Source organism: Paraburkholderia sp. D1E, assembly GCF_052682275.1.
Map to the genome: position 1 here is coordinate 233,926 of NZ_JBQYMB010000001.1, position 17,342 is coordinate 251,267.

Sequence of the window (17,342 nt, forward strand, 5' to 3'; positions counted from 1 at the left end):
AGCGCGCCCGCATCGCTCAGATACAGGAGACATATATGAAATACGACGAGGACGTTCGCGCGCGCTCATACCAGTTTCGCGACGATTATGTTGCGGCCACGCCACCCTGGTATCGCGGTGAAATGCACCTTGGCTTCACGCTGCTTTTCACGGGTGGAGTGATCGCGTATTGTTTCACGCGGCTTCATGCTCCCACGCTTGCCGAATGGCTGGCGGTCATTCCGCTCTTTCTGTTCGGCAACTGGGCGGAGTGGGCCGCGCATCGCTACGTGCTGCATCGCCCGACGAAGTACTTCAGCATGATCTACAAGCGGCACTGCGCGGTCCATCATAGATTCTTCACGCACGTCACGCTCGAATACAAGGGCCAGCGGCACTGGCGCGCCTTGTTGTTTCCGCCGTTTGCGCCGGTCGCGTTTGTGCTGGCCGCAGTGCCGTTCGCACTCGTCATTGGTTATGTGTTTTCGCGCAACGCAGGATATATCGCGCTGCTCACGATGGCGGCGTACTACCTGATGTACGAGGGGCTGCACACACTGTCGCACGTCACCGACAGCCCGTTGCTCGACCGCGTTCCGTTCGTCAATACGGTGCGGCGCTTGCACGTCACGCACCACGATCCCGAACTGATGGCGACGCAAAACTTCAACCTGACGTTTCCCATCTGCGACACGCTGTTCGGCACGCGCAGGGATGCGACGCGCACCGCACGCGAGCCGCTGGCGCGTCGTCCATAAGGAGCTTCAGTGGCTTTTTCGAAATAAGGGACCCGACAACGCCCAAGTCGCCGGTCGATAGAGGACGGCGAGCGTCCGCATGTGATCGGCTGACAGGACGTTCGCAGGTGATGTGCCGATATCCTGGTTGTTCGCGCCGATTGGGGTACCAGAGGTGGGGAGCCAGGATGCGGCCCTGTCACCCAGCGGATCGGTTTTGTCGCAATATGGCGTTCTGTTAATCTGCCTGGATCGAAACGGTCGCGTGGGTGAGGAATGAAGGCGCTGGATCCGGGTGTGGCACGGGTGCTTAAACGGTTGCACTACCCGCTGGAAGTAATGCTGACCTGCGTGCGTTGGTACGTTGCCTATCCCCTTAGCTTGCGTCATCTCGAGGAAATGATGGCCGAGCGTGGGATTGCGGTTGATCATTCCACGGTGCACCGCTGGGTCACCAAGCTTCTGCCCGCGTTTGAGAAGGCCTTCCGCCGGTGCAAGCGAGCGGTCGGCAAGAGCTGGAGGATGGACGAAACCTATGGTACGCCCAGCCAACGTAGCCCGCCCGCATGGGGGCGAAGTTGCTTGAGCATGTTTGGAATGCAAGACCCGGTGGAGTTGATGTTGCGGTACCGGGGCATGCCCTTTCTCTGCTGCGAGAGGAAGTGAGCCGAAGCGGCGGTGACTTGCCGACACTGGCAAGGTGGCGAAGTCCGTGGGAAACGGAGCTTGAGGCGAAGCGGTTACGCCGAGATGAGCTTCCAGGCTGAGCATGGGACGGTTGAGGGACACGAACCTGTTTAAACGCATCTGAGGGTTGAATCGTCACCCCTGCCTACACCGCTTAACAGGCAGGACGCGGATCGGCGTGAGTCACATGTACGGACTGACGCCGCGAATGCTGGCCGGAGATGTAGGCCGGCCAGCAGGGCATCACGGAGAGCGCGCAGCTAGACCGTGATATCTGCGACGACTTGCGGCAAGCAAGGATAAAGACTGCGACAGGCAACCTCGCCCGTGCGATTGAGTCCAGCATGTGAACTGGGGAAGGCTTGCACAGATGTTAAGGGAGTGTGCCCCCGATGATGTGCAAGCTGGCGGAGCCTCCGTAGTAGTCCGAGACCGGGAAAGCCGGTCACATGGCGAAGGGGGGCAGTCCGGGTGGTTTGCCTGGCAGATTAACTGACCATAGTGAGGTGAAGACCTCTGATAATCAGTGAAATGCAAAGCAAACTGATGAGATGCCGCGTGGAGATCAACGGAAGCTCGCTGGCTCCTGCGGTAGATTGTCTTCGCTTCGAGCGACACCTGGATGGAGAGCCGGATGCGCTGAGAGGTGCACGTCCGGTTCGGGGAGGAGAGGCAGGGAAATAGTTCGACTACACCCTGTCTCTTACTCTACTGAAGGTCCGGGGTGAATGGAAGTACCTCTACCGGGCCCTAGACAAGGAGGACGACACGGTAGATTTTCTTTTGCGAGCCAGGCGGAACAAGGCTGCTGCCCAGCGGTATTTCGAAAAATCGATCCAGCAAAACGGCGTACCCATGTCGCCAGTTTGCTTTGCATTTCACTGATTATCAAAGGTCTTCACCTCACTATGGTCAGTTAATCAACCCAGCAAACCACTTCAACTGCCTCCCTTCGCCATGTGACCGGCTTTCCCGGCCTCGGACTACTACGGAGGCTCCGCCGGCCTGCATATCATCGGGGGCACACTCCCTTGTCATTTATGCAAGCCTTCCCCAGTTCACATGCTGGACTCAACGCATGGGCGAGGTTGCCTATCGCAGTCCTGCCGCCCCCCGTTTTGTTGCTCCCGCTTTGCAAATGCCTCGCGGGCGGCCAGCATCGCGGGCCGGTGCTCAACGGCCCAGCTTTGGAGTGACTGTAGCGGCACGATCAGAGACCTTCCGAGGTCCGTCAGTTCATATTCCACACGCGGTGGAATGGTCGGATACATCGTCCTGCTGACCAGTCCGTCCTGCTCCAGGCCTTTCAGGGTGAGCGTGAGCATGCGCTGCGAAATGCCCTCGATCTGGCGCGCGATCTGGTTGTAACGCATCGACCCGTTCGCCAACGATCCGACCACCATTACTGTCCATTTGTCACCGATGCGGGCGAGCGTATGGACTACTTCCCGACAACCCTCGTAGGAATCCGGCACCTCAGTGGCGCGAACAGGAATGTTCGTATCAGTCAAAAAAGTGCCTCCTTGTGCGACCTTCTCCAAGGTCTATCATAGCGTAACGAACAAAATTTTCCTTACTGCGAGGCTCGGAACGGCGCGGGCGATCCCTGTGCTACCGGATCCTCAGACCCCGGAGAAGAAATTTTGAAGCTCTTGCAAATTGATTCCAGTATCTCAGGCGCCCAGTCTGTAAGTCGCCGACTGTCAGCCAGTATCGTGACCCGCTTCAAGGACAGCTTGCCGGGTCTCGTGGTCAGCTACCGTGATCTGGCGGCCGAGCCAGTGCCGCATCAGTCGCCGGCCACCCGATTCGCAAAGCTGAAGTCACTATACGAGGCCGGCGCGCTGGTCGGCGAGGTTGGGGAGATGGTAGCTGCTGCTATGCAGAGCGGTGCCCAGGTCGACGCTTCGGCGCAGCGTGAAGTTGCGGCAACTAACGGAGCCCTAAATGAGTTTCTTGCTGCCGATATTGTTGTCATCGGCGCACCGATGTACAACTTCGGCATTCCGAGTCAACTAAAGGCCTGGATCGACTGCCTAGCTGCGCCAGGCAAGACGTTTAGCTACACCACGGCAGGTGTGGAAGGCCTCGCCGGTAGTAAGAAGGTGATCGTTGCATCGGCGCGTGGAGGGTTCTACGCCGCGTCGTCGCCGATGGCCTCCATGGATCATCAGGAGACATTTTTGACAAGCTTTTTCGGATTCATCGGCATCGCCAACATTACCTTTGTACGCGCCGAAGGGGTCAACACGGGTCCTGAACAGCGGCAGCGCGCAGTCGAATCCGCGTTGGCTGAAATCACCCTCCTGAAGGCTGCTTGAGAAGACAGGGAACCGACATCAGTGCGACACGTGTCGCCGTCAGCCGCGAGTCAAGCGGCAGGGAGTTGGCAGTAAAGCTCGTCCTGGTCTTGTCGTTCAAGGCGATTGGAACCGATCGCTGTGCTGCGACCTGCTCTTCGACCAGCAGTTGCCTATCCAGACATGCATAGCCGGTAACGCCGGGGTGTGAAGTTCTGGAGACAACGTGCCTCTCAATGACGGTCCACCCCGGCGACGGGGAAGGAATCGATACTGCGAGCCGTCGTGCGATATGAGATGCCAGGCAAGTTCCGCATGCGTAGCACAATTGAACTATTGATCAATGTTGCGAAAATACCTCCACTTGCAATATCCGTATGTAATGCCAAGTTGTATTGCTATATACAACAGCGGTGGGGCCTCATAAACTACGGGACCGTTTGCAACCATCTCCGCTTGCTATGCCAACCAACCCGCTTGACCAGACCTCTGACCATCGACCAGTCGTGGCGATCATCTCCGACCGCGTCGAGATCGACGGTCATCAGGCTCACACCGTTCTTCACGGATACATTCGCGCTGCGTCGGAGATTGCCGGAATACAACCGCTAGTTCTGCCTTGCGCGCGCGAGGCCTTGCACATGCCAACCTTGTTCGCATTGCTCGACGGATTGATTCTCACTGGCAGCCCCTCCAATGTGGCGGCCGAACACTACGGTGGAGCGCCACTGCCGGCGAACACCTGCCAGGATCGCGAGCGAGACGGTGTGGTACTCGGCCTGTTGACGCAGATCATTGATGCCGGCATTCCATTGCTCGGAATCTGTCGCGGGTTTCAGGAGTTGAATGTGCTCCATGGTGGCACGCTAGATCCGTGTGTACATGTTACTCCGGGGCGGCTCGATCATCGCGAGGGCGATCACAGTCGCCCTGTTGCGTCATGGTATGACGACAGTCACGGCCTGCACATTGTCGAGGGCACACGTCTGGCCGCCATCGCGGGCGACATGCAGGTGCGGGTCAACTCGCTGCACCATCAGGGTGTCGCGCGGCTCGGGAAAGGACTGCGCATCGAAGCCACTGCGCCCGACGGACTCATCGAGGCGTTTTCCGTGGAGCGCGCGCCGCAGTTCACATTAGGCGTTCAGTGGCATCCGGAAATGCGCATTGACGATAGCGCCTTCGCGCGGGCAATTTTTTCAGAATTCGGCAACGCTTGCCGAGAACATCTGGCCGCACGGGGCATGACACGGCCGCGCGGTGTGCGCTCATGATGGGAGAGGCGCCGCCGGGTGAAAGCGTGAGGTGCCGAACGCACTAGAGAGATGGTCCACGGGGGACCCCGACTTGGCCAAACCATCGGCCGAACTGTGAACTGTGGTGAAGGTGAAGGTGAAGGTGAAGGTGAAGGTGAAGGTGAAGGTGAAGGTGAAGGTGAAGGCCGGTGCTGCGCGCCCGGCAATCGCAAGGAAAGCTTCAGCGCGTAACACTGCTTGACCCAACCATCGCATTGACACGACCCTCGCCAATCGCCGAGACGCTGCAGGAGGCGATCCCTCGGCGCGCAGCCGTATCGGTCCCGTGTGCCAAATTTTGCGCTTGCTGATCTTCGGTCAATCGATGTCGCGGTCGAAGTGGCCGTGGCGTATTCGCACCGGAGCTTGCTGAAAAGGCATATCTCGGATTTCCTCCTCAAGCTACACGAAGCAATTGCATGTTGGCATGGGTAGCGGTTGGCGAAGGTCGAGGGCTCAAGTCAGACGCCCATAGCACCTTCCCGGCGAAAATCTACTGGCACCAGTATCCCGAAAGACCTGTGGCGTCTATACACCGAAATCTTTGCGGCGCTTTTACGCCGAATACGGTTTCGACTACTTAGCGACAAAAGTCGATATCATCCGACCGTGCGGATGGCTGCCTCCATTTACCCTTAAGAGATTCCCGGGAGGGATGCTCCCAACAAAAAAGTCGAATTGTCTCTGTTCGAACAAAAATATCGGGGACGCGGAGCCCGGCAACTCCGCAATGGTGTGCCAATTAGTCGGATCGTCCTACCTCTTATTTTTGAAGTTGATAAGACTACCCATCAATGCCAGTCCGAATGATGTGGGCCCCTTTCTCGCCAATCATGATTGATGCTGCGTTCGTGTTTGCGCTAGGAATTGTAGGCATGATCGACGCGTCGATCACCCGGAGTCCCTTCAAGTTCCGAACGCGAAGCGAGCTATCGACGACAGCCAGCGGGTCCGTCCCCATCTTGCAGGTACCGACTGGATGACTGAAGCGGTGACACTTCGATCGGAGGAAGTCGTCCCATTCGGCTTCTGACTGAACCGTATTTCCCGGGTGCAATTCCTGTCGCACAAACGGAGAGAATGCCCGGGTGGCGAGAAGGCGGCGAGCAAGCTTTGCGCCCTCGCGCAGTCGTGCAAGATCTTCCTGTGAGCCGAGCATGTGGTGGTTCAGGACGGGTAGGTCACCTGGATTTGCTGAGCGCAGAGACACTGATCCGCGTGCTGCAGGACGGCAGACATTGACGGCAATGATAACGGCTGGCATTGGAAAGAAAAGCGGACCATCCCCAACTGTGTTATAGCCGATTGGAGTGAAGGTCAATTGAACATCGGGGTCCGACGCGTGTTCGCTTGTTTTTGCAAAAGCGACCGCATGGCCGATCGGGGTTGCGCCGGGTCCTTTGCCTCGAAGCAGAAAGTTTAGTCCGTGCTTAACGATGCTCCAGGCATCAGTTTCGACGTTGTAAGTGCGTACGTTGACTTCCGCGCTGAGCAGTACACCAGGGTGTTCCTGAAGATTTAGCCCAACGCCGGGAAGGTCGCAGTTAACGGGCAAGCCGTGCTGGCGTAGCTGACCGGCATCTCCAATGCCGGAAAGCAGCAGAATCTTGGGTGAACCAATTGCTCCGGCAGACAGGATTACTTCTTCGCTGGCATAGGCGATTGTCACAACCCCACCACGCTCATATTCGACGCCGACAGCGCGGTTGTCTTTAATGACCACGCGGTGTGTCATCGCCCGCGTGAGGATCGTTAGGTTCGGCCGGTTTCGGACCGGCCAAAGATAAGCGCGCGATGCGCTGTGTCGCCAGCCGCGCTTTTGCGTGGCCTGCAAATTGCCAACGCCGAACTGCGTTGCACCGTTGATATCGGGATTGAATGGCAGACCGGTCTCTATCGCTGCTTCGATAAAAGGTTTGACCAGTTGGTGGGGAGTGCGCACGTCGGATACCGCAAGTGGTCCGTCGCCTCCGCGAAAGTCGTCGGCGCCACGGGAATTACGTTCCGCTTTCATAAAAAATGGCAACACGCCTTCGTAGCCCCATCCGGCATTACCGGCGGATTCCCAGCGATCGTAGTCCTCGCGGTTTCCGCGCAGGTAGATCATGCCGTTGATCGAACTACTGCCACCTAACACCCGCCCAGCGGGCCAGACTTCAGCGCGCCCGTTGCGACTCGGATCCGGCTCGACTTTGTACGACCACGTGAAATTGGGATTTGAAATGGCTCTTTCCTCACCCGCAGGCACCCAGAGAGATGGAGATGCATCCCACGGTCCTGCTTCGATCAGCAGCACGTTGACTGCAGGATCCTCGGAGAGGCGGCTGGCAACGACGCTTCCTGCCGAGCCTGCGCCAATCACGATGTAATTCCACTGATTGCTTTGTGACATCTATGTTCCTTTCATACAAGCGCCCACACCTTGTCGTTCAAGAAAGCGGCTTGCGTCTGCAAATTGATGACCGTGACCAGCAGTTGTCGATCACGGGGTGTTAACCCTCGTTCTTTTTATTTTTTGTTGACAGGGATGCAGGTTAGCATAAAATTTGATCAATGTTTCCAAAACGGAACAAAATGAAAACACGAAAACATGGGTCGCTGGTAGCGACGTATTGGCAGATAGCCGCGAACTGAAGTTAAGGAGAGCAGGTGGACATCAGCGCAGTAAAGTCTATTGAAGACGTCCGGGCATTGATTGCCGAACGCAATCCGCTGAACGTGACAGTTGGGCTGTGCGATATGCCCGGTCAGATCCGGGGAAAGTGCATTTCCCGGGACAAATTTTTGAAGGTGATTGAGAACGGCATCTGCTTTCCGGCTGCGATTCTGTCGCTCGATGTCGGTGATGCACCCCGACCGTTGCCGGAAGTGACGGACAGCCCGGATGCAAATTTTGGCGATCAAGTGTGCCGCCTTATTCCTGAGAGCGTCCGAGTCATACCGTGGGAGCCGGAGTCAAGGAATCTCTTTTTCCTCGTTGACTTTGAGGAGAAAGATGAGCCTGTATCGCCGCGCAACGTCTATCGGCGAATTGAGAAAAAAGCCGCGCAGATGGGATTTCTCCCGATCCACTCTTGCGAGTATGAGTTCACGCTCTTCAATGAGTCGTCTCACTCTGTGCGAGAGAAGGGTTTCAGGAAACTGGAACTTGCTACCCACGACAAGTCCTACAACCTGATGCTCAGACAAGGCGTGCAGTCAGAGTTTTACAATGAACTGCTTGATTGCCTGGCCACAATGGATATCCCCGTTGAAGCGGTTCATGAGGAAATGGGTGCCGGGTTCATGGAAGCTGCTCTAGCTCACGCGGTAGGTGTGCGCGCTGCTGATAATGCCGCGGTTTTCAAAACCTTCGCGAAGATCGTGGCGCAGCGTCGCGGGCAGATGATGACTTTCATGGCTCGCTGGTCTAATGACGCTGACGGTCAAAGCGGACATGTGCACGTCTCGCTCCGGCGGACTGACGGCAGCCCGGCGTTTCACGATCCGTCGCAACCCAATGCAATGAGTCAGGAAATGCGGTATTTCATTGGCGGCGTCCAGCGTCTGCTACCGGAATTCCTGCTTGTGCTTGGGCCGAACGTAAATTCATTTCGGCGTTTTCAGCCTTGGATCTTTTCGCCGATAGCGTCGACCTGGGGTTGGGAAAATCGAACCTGCGCATTACGCGCGATAGGTGGGTCGCCCTCCGCACAGCGCATCGAATGCCGTGTACCCGGGGCTGACACCAACCCCTATCTTGCGTTGGCTGGCATCCTGGGGATGGGGCTGTGGGGTATCGAGAACAAGATCGAGCCTGCCAGCGAGATGCTCGGGAACGTGTACGAACGAATGCACGAAGTTGCGCCTGAGCATCGGTTTCCAACGTCGTTCGGTGAGGCAATCCGGCGCTTTGAACGTTCTGAGGTGGCCCGGGAGATTTTCGGTTCCAGATTCGTCGACGCTTATGCAGCCAGCAAATTGGCCCAGGAAGAGGAATTCGCTGCTCTGGTTACCGACGTCGAAATTCGTCGCTTCTTTGAGTTTGCCTAGGAAACCAAAATGAATCAAACGTTGTTCAACATCGTTACGCCAGTCGACGGAAGCGCTTATGGCTTAGTGACGTACGAAACACCGTCGCAGGTTGAAGCTCGGTTGAGTAAGGCGGAACGGGCATTTGCAGGGTGGAGCAGAACGCCCTTGGCGGAGCGTCTCCGCATTACCTCTGCTTTTGTGGACGCCCTCGATCGATCGAGACAGCAATTCGCCGAGCAGGTTCTATGGCTGATTGGCCGCCCAGCTCATCAGGCTGACGAAATCGGGCGCGCAGTGAGCATGATGCGGGGTCTCATCGAAACGGCCCGGACAAAACTTGAAGACGCACCGCAGATATCGGACCAACAGGTACGCCGATTCGTGAGGCGCGCACCGAGAGGTGTTGTCCTTGCGATCTGTGCGTGGAATTATCCCGTTGCGATGGCGTGCGATATGGTCATTACATCGATGCTAGCGGGCAATGCGGTCATACTGAAACATGCACCACAGACTGCGCCCATCGCCGATCTGATGGAGCAGGCTTACCGGGCCTGCGGTGCGCCGCCGGGCGTTTTCCAAAGCGTGCAGATGGATCACCCAACGGCAGAGAAAATAATCGCGTCAGGTCGAATCCAGTTCGTGCAATTTATCGGTTCGGTCGGGGGCGGACAGGCAGTTCATCGGGCGGCAGCGCGGAGCTTGGTGCCTGTCGGACTTGAACTCGGCGGGAAGGACCCAGCCTATGTGCGGGCAGATGCTGATATCGAGAAAGCGGCGATCGAGCTCGTAAGTGGCAGCTTCGATAACGCGGGCCAGTCATGCTGTTCGGTCGAACGGCTATACGTTCATCAAGCGATATATGACCGTTTCGTGGAGAGCTTGGTCGAGGAGATGCGCGCGCTGACGTTTGGAGACCCGCGAGAAAAGCCGGACGTTGGACCTGTCGTGAGTCACGCCGCAGCATCCCGCATCCAGCAATATGTGGAAGGCGCCGTTTCTGCCGGCGCGACAAGTATCGGGCATTCTGCCTACAGGCTGGGCACGCCAGACACGGCCTACATCGCGCCGTCGGCTTTACTCGGCGTTACGCACAGCATGCCTATCATGATCGACGAGCTATTTGGTCCTGTGCTTCCAATCATGCGCGTCGAGGGGGATGAGATGGCAATCCGGCTGATGAATGACAGCCGGTACGGGCTGACTGCGTCTGTCTGGTCTGCCGATATCGATACTGCGCTTTCGATTGCCTCGGAAATTGATACTGGGACCTGCTACATCAATCGTTGCGATCATGCCGACGATAATCTTCCATGGGGAGGCACAAAGACGTCTGGCATTGGACGCTCGCACGGCCTCGCCACTTTTGACGAACTGACCTCTATGAAGAGCTTTCATGTCCGCACAATTTCCTGACGATGTGAGCACAATCTGGATTGATCCCTGGATTGCGGGAACGGTAATCAACGAGGAAGGTCGGGCGCCTATTTTTCTTGTTTGCGAGCACGCATCCAACCGCCTGCCGCCTGAGGCCGCAAACCTCGGTTGTCCTCCGGAAGTGTTTGGCCGACATATTGCAGTGGATTTGGGTGCGGAAGCCCTCACTCGGGCACTGGCCCGAAAACTGAACGCGACGGCCGTGCTCTGCAGTACTTCAAGGCTCTATATTGACTGCAATCGTACCCCCGACGATCCGGGATGGATTCCGTCGGAGTCCGATGGAACTGTGATTCCGGGGAATACGAACCTCGACGAAGCATCAAGGCAGTATCGCTCTAAACAGGTATACGAACCTTTTCACCGAATGGTCTCGGAAACCCTCGCGCGATGCGTCGAACGCGTAGGGCCGCCGTTGGTCATTCCGATTCATTCTTATACACCGGTCATGGGGGGCGTCTCCCGTCCATGGGAAATCGCCATCATGACCGACCAGGAAATTCCGGCACAGGCGATGATTCGGGGGCTTAGAGGTCTCGGAATTATTGTTGGCGATAACGAACCATACGACGGGCGTTTCCTGAAATGGCAATCGTTCATTCAACACGCGGACCCGTTGAACCTACCGCACTTTGCGATTGAAGTTCGCCAGGACCTGCTGGCAGACGAAGCCTCCGTGGAGCGGTGGGCGGCCACTATTGCAAGCGTTCTTGATGCGTTGGGGGCGGTTAAATAGGAAGCGTGGCCGCTATATGTGAAATGGACGGAGCGTCGCCGTCCAGATCACAATGAGGCGTTGGGGCGATGCTTGGTGATAAGTAAGGTAAAACAAAGAATTTATTTTGAAAAAAATTAGGAATACTTATCTAATAAGGAAGCGAAAATGAAGATTGATCCTGTTCGAGTTCTTGCTGCACAGATTTTCCTATTGACCACTGTGGGGGCGCATGCGCAGTCTTCGGTTACGCTGTATGGCAGCGTCGATGCGGGTCTGATCTACACGACCAACCAGCAGGTAACACATACCGACGGGACGACGTCTGGTAAAACCAACTACCAACTCGGAGGCGGGAATCTGATGCCATCGCGCTGGGGCATCATGGGAACAGAAGACCTTGGCGGCGGTACACAAGCGAAGTTTATGCTGGAGAACAACTTCTTTACCGGCACAGGACAATTTGCTCAGGCTGGAGCGCTTTTCAACCGGTCTGCATGGGTAGGGCTTAGTAACGAAACATTTGGTTCATTGACGCTGGGACGACAATACGATCCGTTTTCTGACTTCCTTGGACAGTACGCATCAAGCAATAGTTGGGCGACTCTGTACGGCTCGCACTTTGGCGACGTCGATAATTTGAACGAAGCCTTCAATTTCAATAACTCGATCAAGTATTTAAGCCCAACATGGGGCGGTTTTTCAGTTGGTGCTCAGTTCAGTCTCGGTGGGGTTGCTGGAAGTTTCTCCCAAAACAAGGGTTGGAGTGTCGGTACGAACTACAGTAACGGACCTTTGACACTCAGCCTTGGCTACCTGGAGCTGAATAACCCGCTGGAAGCGGCACTTGGAGGAGCCAATTACATCGGCGACTTCAGTTGCTCCAACCCGGATGCAGCTTACTGCAATCTGCAAGAAGCTGCGCGGGTTAGGGTTGCAGGGATTGGAGGATCCTATGCCTTTTCCAAGGTAACGGTGGCATTGAGTTTTACACACACGCTGCTCTCTAACAGTCAGTATTTTGCTAAAGCCGGAAACACCGATGGCGAGGATATTAGCTTCAATATTTTTGAGCTGAACACAACATACCAGCCCAGCCCGGATTTTCAGTTGGGATTCGCCTACATCTTCAATCAGGTAAAACCTTCAGGTATGGATTCAACCCGTGTTCAGCAGATCAACCTCGGTGCCAACTATAGTCTATCGAAGCGCACTGGACTCTACGTGATAACAATTGCACAGCAGTCGTCGGGCTTGGGAATTGGCATTGACCCCATAAATGGAGGGTTCAAGAATCTTGCACAGATACCGAATCTCACTAATTCGAATTCGAATAAACAGTTGGCCGTGATCGCCGGCATCAAGCAGTCGTTTTGATAAGTCAACCATCCCAGTCTGACCGCGCGATCTGAGCGCAGTATTTAGTGTTGCATCGCGTTCCTCACTGCTATCGGCAGGCCCTACCACTTGGAGCAAGTCTCATGAACGTCGCTGTAGAATCCAAGCCTTCGACCGAACTCCGAAAGGGCGCACTCGGTCTCGGCTTCATTATTTTCTTCGTGATTTCGGCTGCGGGTCCACTGCTAGCCATTGCAGGTGGCTTTCCGATTGGCATCATGCTTGGCAACGGTGCAGGCACACCCGCGTTGCTGGTCGCCACCGTCGTTATTCTGTTGATGTTCTCGGCAGGTTATACGGCGATGTCCCATCATATTACCAACGCTGGTGGTTTCTATGCGTTCACAGCACGTGGCCTTGGCGGTCATGCGGGGGGAGTCGCGGCACTGCTTGCGCTACTTGGATACAACACAATGCAGTTCGGTATGTATGGCATGTTCGGAGCCGTCGCATCAGGCTTTCTAAGCGTGCATCTCGGGATCAACGTTCCGTGGTGGGTCTGTTCTCTGGCAGCCATGGCCAGCATCGCCGTGCTCGGCTACAGACAGATCGATCTGTCGGCGAAGGTGTTGTCCATACTCGTACTCGGCGAGTATCTGGTGGTGTTGATCCTGGACATCGCTATTCTTAAAGCGGGCGGAGCGAGTGGGATCAATACCGTTTCGTTTACGCCGCATGCTCTTTTGAGCGGTACACCGGCAATTGGGTTTCTTTTCTGCTTTGCGAGTTTCGTTGGATTTGAAGCCACCACGATCTATAGCGAAGAGGCGAAAGACCCGAAGCGGACCGTGTCGCTTGCGACGTACATCTCGGTGCTGCTAATCGGCGCTTTCTATGTGTTATCGGTATGGTGCATGATCATCGGAGCTGGTAGCGATCAAATCGTGAAGACCTTATCGGCGTTGTCGGACCCGACAACTTTCATGTACGGCCTTTCGGATCGCTACGCGAACAGCACGCTCACCTCAGCGATGAGCGTGCTTTTCATCACTAGTGTTTATGCCGCATTGCTGGCCTTTCATAACTCTGCGGCCCGATATTTTTACGCTGCGGGACGCGAAGGTCTGTTGCCTGCGGTGCTTGGTCGTACTCATCCGGTGCATAGCAGCCCGCATATCGGTTCAGTCTTGCAGACTGCTCTTGCCGCCGTGGTGTTGGTGCTCTTCATCGTCGCACACGCGGATCCGGTTCTGACACTCTTTTCGTGGCTGACTAACGTCGCGACGCTTTGTATTATCGCGCTGATGGCGCTGTCGTCCGCGGCCGTCGTCGTTTTCTTCCGGCGCATGAAGTCGAGCGAAGAAGGCGTACTACGTGTGCTGGTGTTTCCGCTTCTTGCGTGCCTTGCGCTTTCGGTAGTGCTGGTGCTTGCGATCGTGAACTTCCCCTTGCTTACCGGTGTGGGTGCAACGCTTTCCTATGCGTTGACCGCTCTGCTCCCGGTGTTTGCTGTCGCCGGCGTGATTGCCGCAAAACGCCTCAAAGTACGCGACCCGCGCGCTTTCGAGCGACTTGGTAGTTCGAGGCTGTGAACTCAGTGCTGTTTTAGAAGATGCTCGCGCGTGCGACGAGGGCGCAAGGTTGGTAGGAGGGGCCGCCGGCGCGAACGTGTAAATCCGGCAGAGTGCATCTTGAGGTGCGACAAGCTCGCCGCGGTGCTTGAGTGCCACCGTAGTCAGATACATGCTTTGACCCAGTCGCCCAAATCGGATGCCGAGTATGCGTGGAAGCAAGCCCACGCCCAGTGATACGAAACAGGAAATGTTGATGATTGATTTGCGCAGCGATACCGTCACCCGTCCCAGCCAGGCTATGCTGACCGCCATGATGTCCGCTGAAGTAGGGGACGATGTCTGGGGTGATGATCCGACCGTTTTGCGGCTCCAGGCGGTCGTGGCCGAGCGGATGAACAAAGAAGCGGGGCTGTTCTTTCCGAGCGGCACGCAAAGCAATTTGGCCGCGTTGATGGCGCATTGCACGCGCGGCGACGAATACATCGTCGGCCAATTGGCCCACACCTACAAATATGAAGGTGGCGGCGCAGCTGTGTTGGGTAGTATTCAGCCACAGCCAATTGAGAATTCGGCTGACGGCTCGTTGCCGCTGGAGAGGATCCTGGATGCAATTAAACCCGCCGATGATCACTTCGCGCGCACGCGACTGCTAACGCTTGAGAACACGATTGGTGGAAAAGTGCTGTCGGGGGTTTACGTGAGCGCAGCGGTTCGGCTAGCGCGTGAACACGGGCTAGCGACTCATCTCGATGGGGCGCGTGTTTTCAACGCGGCGGTCGCGTCGCGTCAGCCGCTCGAGACGCTTTGCTCTCCGTTCGATTCGATATCGATCTGTTTTTCGAAAGGGCTCGGGGCACCAGTGGGGTCGATGCTGGTTGGCAACAACGCATTGCTGCAAAACGCGCGTCGTTGGCGCAAGGTCCTTGGTGGAGGCATGCGGCAATCTGGCGTCTTGGCGGCCGCATGCCTCTATGCACTCGATCAAAATGTTGAACGCCTCTCGGAGGATCACGAGAATGCTGAGCGTCTGGCTGCCGGGCTCGCACAGATCGAGCAGGTCAAAGTCGACTCGCAAGCCACGAACATGGTGTTCGCGCAGTTTCCCGCTCAACATTGTGCGCCGCTCGAAGAGTGGCTCAAGGGTCGTGGCATTCTGACCCAGATGTTATACGCGTCGCGCTTTGTTACGCACAGGGACGTCTCGAGTGCCGACATCGATACGGTCGTAGCAGCGATAAGAGGGTATTTCTCAACACATTGAGCTGCCGAAGTTTAACGAAGTGACTTTCAGGGCGTAGATGTTCTCGATGCCTGAAGTGCACGTAAGCCCCTTCGGCAGAATCGTAGGCTATCGGGAATTGAGGCAACTAACGGCGACGCTCGGGGGGCGTCATTGCGGAGAATGAAGACCTGGAAGAATCGATTGGCATGATCGCCGCAAACCTATGCAACTCACGAATCGGCATTCGAATACCAAGAGTCAGGAGTTTTTATGAACCCCAACCAATCATCGGCATTGCTGGACAGAGACGTCTGGCATGCTCGAATTTTCACGGGTAGCTGGCGGTCCGGCATTAGCGAGTCGGACGTCGTGGAACCCGCCACGGGTCGGTGCCTTGGCCGCATCGGCATGGCGGATGCGTTGCTGGTTGCCGAGTCGAGCGCAGCTGCGCACCAGGCTCAGTTGCAGTGGGCCAGCCTGCCATACGACGATCGTGCGGCCGTGCTGCGGACCGCGGCGCGCCTGGGAGAATCCCATTCCGACGAGATTGTTGACTGGGTCATACGCGAAAGTGGCTCGACCCGGGCGAAAGCATCGTTTGAAGCCTCATTGACTATCAAGGCTCTGCATGAGGCGGCTAGCTTGCCTTCGCGGTCGGCTGGGGAGGTGCTGCCGTCGGTGCCTGGGCGACTTTCATTGGCACGGCGCCGTCCGCTTGGCGTGGTCGGCGTTATCTCGCCATTCAACGTTCCACTTTACCTGGCGGTGCGTGCGGTGGCGCCAGCGCTTGCACTTGGCAACGCGGTCGTCCTGAAACCCGACCCGCGTACTGCGGTGTGTGGCGGCTTTGTCATCGCGCGGCTGTTCGAGCTGGCTGGGCTGCCGGCGGGCGTTCTGCATGTGCTGCCGGGCGACGGGGGGGCCGGTGCGGCATTGACCAGCGATCCGCATGTCTCGATGATCCAGTTCACCGGTTCGACGGCGGCGGGGAGAAAGGTCGGGGAAGCGGCTGGCCGGCATTTGAAGAAGGTTTCGCTGGAACTAGGCGGCAAGAACTCGCTGATCGTGCTCGACGACGCTGATATCGATCTTGCGGTTGCCAACACAGCATGGGGCGTTTATCTGCATCAAGGTCAGATCTGCATGGCGACTGGCCGCGTGCTGGTGCAGCGCCGCATCTACGATAGATTTGTCGATAAGCTGGTCGCAAAGGCCGCGACACTGAAGGTTGGAGACCCGGCCGCTGACGATGTGGCGCTCGGACCGCTGATCAATGCCGTGCAGCGCGATCATGTTGCGAAGGTGGTTGCCGACGCACAGCGGGCAGGGGCCAAGTTGGAAATCGGCGGGGGGTGTCGCGACCTGTTCTTCGAGCCGACTGTGCTTAGCGGCGTGACCCATGACAATCCGGCATTCAATGAGGAGATTTTCGGACCCGTTGCCGTGGTGGTGCCGTTCGACAGCGACGACGACGCAGTCAGGTTGGCTAACTGCACCGAATACGGACTGGCAATGGCGATCGTCACCGCCGACGTGGGTCGTGGTCTGCGCATCGGCGAACGTCTACGCACTGGCTTGCTGCATATCAACGACCAGACCGTCAACGATGAAGTCATCAACCCGTTCGGTGGCTTCGGCGCCTCTGGGAATGGTAGCAGCATCGGTGGGCCGGCCAACTGGGAGGAGTTCACGCAGTGGCAATGGCTTACTGTCAAGGCCGACGCGACGGTTTACCCATTCTGACGAGCGGGCAATGAACGCAACAGCCGGGTTGCCCGCAATCACCATCCGCGCGCACGACCACTTCCCGGCATAGTCCTCATTGGTGAGCTATGCACTCGGGCATGCGGCGTCCGGATTGGGAATGTACGTTCTCTCTACCGGACGAATCTATGTCGTTGGGTTGAACGATTCAAACGAGCAATAGGTAGCCAACACATTTGCGAAAGTCCTGCAGTAGTTCAAAGCCAAGTGCTTTCGATCGCAAGCAGTCCACGACGCTGTGCGCTGCCGACAAGTCGAGCGAGTATTTGTTTGGTGAAATCAG

The 17,342-nt window shown here is 56.8% G+C and carries 12 protein-coding genes and 2 pseudogenes; 12 read left to right on the plus strand and 2 right to left on the minus strand.

Translation table 11 applies throughout. The annotated features are described in order from the left end of the window. Window positions 1-35 precede the first annotated feature (35 nt). The 3 genes and pseudogenes from ACUN0E_RS01140 to ACUN0E_RS01150 all read left to right on the plus strand — a co-directional run. Window positions 36-737 carry a sterol desaturase family protein gene (locus ACUN0E_RS01140; RefSeq protein WP_445565335.1) on the plus strand — a complete coding sequence of 234 codons (702 nt, stop codon included), beginning with the start codon at window positions 36-38 and terminating at the stop codon, window positions 735-737. A 255-nt stretch (window positions 738-992) separates the two neighbouring features. Then, a pseudogene (locus ACUN0E_RS01145) lies at window positions 993-1,253 on the plus strand (IS6 family transposase); the annotation flags it as partial. 855 nt (window positions 1,254-2,108) lie between these two features. Beyond that, a pseudogene (locus tag ACUN0E_RS01150) lies at window positions 2,109-2,258 on the plus strand (DDE-type integrase/transposase/recombinase); the annotation flags it as partial. Window positions 2,259-2,461: 203 nt separating this feature from the next. On the opposite strand, the gene ACUN0E_RS01155 reads toward ACUN0E_RS01150, so the two are convergent. Continuing rightward, window positions 2,462-2,914 (minus strand): winged helix-turn-helix transcriptional regulator, encoded by a 453-nt coding sequence (locus ACUN0E_RS01155; protein WP_445565336.1) that lies wholly within the window; start codon window positions 2,912-2,914, stop codon window positions 2,462-2,464. 132 nt (window positions 2,915-3,046) lie between these two features. Between ACUN0E_RS01155 and ACUN0E_RS01160 the strand changes: the two genes are divergently transcribed. After that, entirely contained in the window at window positions 3,047-3,724 is a 678-nt protein-coding gene (locus tag ACUN0E_RS01160; protein WP_445565337.1) for an FMN-dependent NADH-azoreductase, read from the plus strand. A 440-nt stretch (window positions 3,725-4,164) separates the two neighbouring features. Beyond that, complete coding sequence (locus tag ACUN0E_RS01165; protein ID WP_445565338.1) at window positions 4,165-4,977, plus strand: gamma-glutamyl-gamma-aminobutyrate hydrolase family protein; 813 nt, start codon at window positions 4,165-4,167, stop codon at window positions 4,975-4,977. 805 nt (window positions 4,978-5,782) lie between these two features. Here the strand turns inward: ACUN0E_RS01165 and ACUN0E_RS01170 are convergent. After that, window positions 5,783-7,390: a GMC family oxidoreductase gene (locus ACUN0E_RS01170; RefSeq protein ID WP_445565339.1), complete on the minus strand. Its 1,608-nt coding sequence runs from the start codon at window positions 7,388-7,390 to the stop codon at window positions 5,783-5,785. Window positions 7,391-7,647: 257 nt separating this feature from the next. Between ACUN0E_RS01170 and ACUN0E_RS01175 the strand changes: the two genes are divergently transcribed. The 7 genes from ACUN0E_RS01175 (at window position 7,648) to ACUN0E_RS01205 (ending at window position 17,038) form a co-directional block, all read left to right on the plus strand. After that, a complete protein-coding gene (locus tag ACUN0E_RS01175) occupies window positions 7,648-9,030 on the plus strand; it encodes a glutamine synthetase family protein (RefSeq protein WP_445565340.1) in 1,383 nt (460 codons plus the stop codon). Window positions 9,031-9,039: 9 nt separating this feature from the next. Next, complete coding sequence (locus ACUN0E_RS01180) at window positions 9,040-10,425, plus strand: aldehyde dehydrogenase family protein (RefSeq protein ID WP_445565341.1); 1,386 nt, start codon at window positions 9,040-9,042, stop codon at window positions 10,423-10,425. Continuing rightward, a complete protein-coding gene (locus tag ACUN0E_RS01185) occupies window positions 10,406-11,182 on the plus strand; it encodes an N-formylglutamate amidohydrolase (protein WP_445565342.1) in 777 nt (258 codons plus the stop codon). Before ACUN0E_RS01180 ends, ACUN0E_RS01185 begins: the two co-directional genes overlap by 20 nt. 147 nt (window positions 11,183-11,329) lie before the next feature. Next, on the plus strand, window positions 11,330-12,538 hold the full coding sequence (locus tag ACUN0E_RS01190; protein ID WP_445565343.1) for a porin: 1,209 nt from the start codon (window positions 11,330-11,332) through the stop codon (window positions 12,536-12,538). A gap of 104 nt (window positions 12,539-12,642) precedes the next feature. Continuing rightward, window positions 12,643-14,091 (plus strand): APC family permease, encoded by a 1,449-nt coding sequence (locus ACUN0E_RS01195; RefSeq protein ID WP_445565344.1) that lies wholly within the window; start codon window positions 12,643-12,645, stop codon window positions 14,089-14,091. Window positions 14,092-14,326: 235 nt separating this feature from the next. Next, window positions 14,327-15,334, plus strand: coding sequence for a low-specificity L-threonine aldolase (gene ltaE / locus ACUN0E_RS01200; RefSeq protein ID WP_445570345.1), 1,008 nt, complete (start codon window positions 14,327-14,329; stop codon window positions 15,332-15,334). 231 nt (window positions 15,335-15,565) lie between these two features. Next, window positions 15,566-17,038: a benzaldehyde dehydrogenase gene (locus tag ACUN0E_RS01205; RefSeq protein ID WP_445565345.1), complete on the plus strand. Its 1,473-nt coding sequence runs from the start codon at window positions 15,566-15,568 to the stop codon at window positions 17,036-17,038. Window positions 17,039-17,342 lie beyond the last annotated feature (304 nt).

Excerpts from the sequence above, each read along its gene's own strand:
- ACUN0E_RS01140 (WP_445565335.1), top strand. The coding sequence starts at position 36 with ATGAAATACGACGAGGACGTTCGCGCGCGCTCATACCAGTTTCGCGAC.
- ACUN0E_RS01165 (WP_445565338.1), top strand. The coding sequence starts at position 4,165 with ATGCCAACCAACCCGCTTGACCAGACCTCTGACCATCGACCAGTCGTG.
- ACUN0E_RS01170 (WP_445565339.1), bottom strand. The coding sequence starts at position 7,390 with ATGTCACAAAGCAATCAGTGGAATTACATCGTGATTGGCGCAGGCTCG.
- ACUN0E_RS01180 (WP_445565341.1), top strand. The coding sequence starts at position 9,040 with ATGAATCAAACGTTGTTCAACATCGTTACGCCAGTCGACGGAAGCGCT.
- ACUN0E_RS01185 (WP_445565342.1), top strand. The coding sequence starts at position 10,406 with ATGTCCGCACAATTTCCTGACGATGTGAGCACAATCTGGATTGATCCC.
- ACUN0E_RS01190 (WP_445565343.1), top strand. The coding sequence starts at position 11,330 with ATGAAGATTGATCCTGTTCGAGTTCTTGCTGCACAGATTTTCCTATTG.
- ACUN0E_RS01195 (WP_445565344.1), top strand. The coding sequence starts at position 12,643 with ATGAACGTCGCTGTAGAATCCAAGCCTTCGACCGAACTCCGAAAGGGC.
- ltaE (WP_445570345.1), top strand. The coding sequence starts at position 14,327 with ATGATTGATTTGCGCAGCGATACCGTCACCCGTCCCAGCCAGGCTATG.
- ACUN0E_RS01205 (WP_445565345.1), top strand. The coding sequence starts at position 15,566 with ATGAACCCCAACCAATCATCGGCATTGCTGGACAGAGACGTCTGGCAT.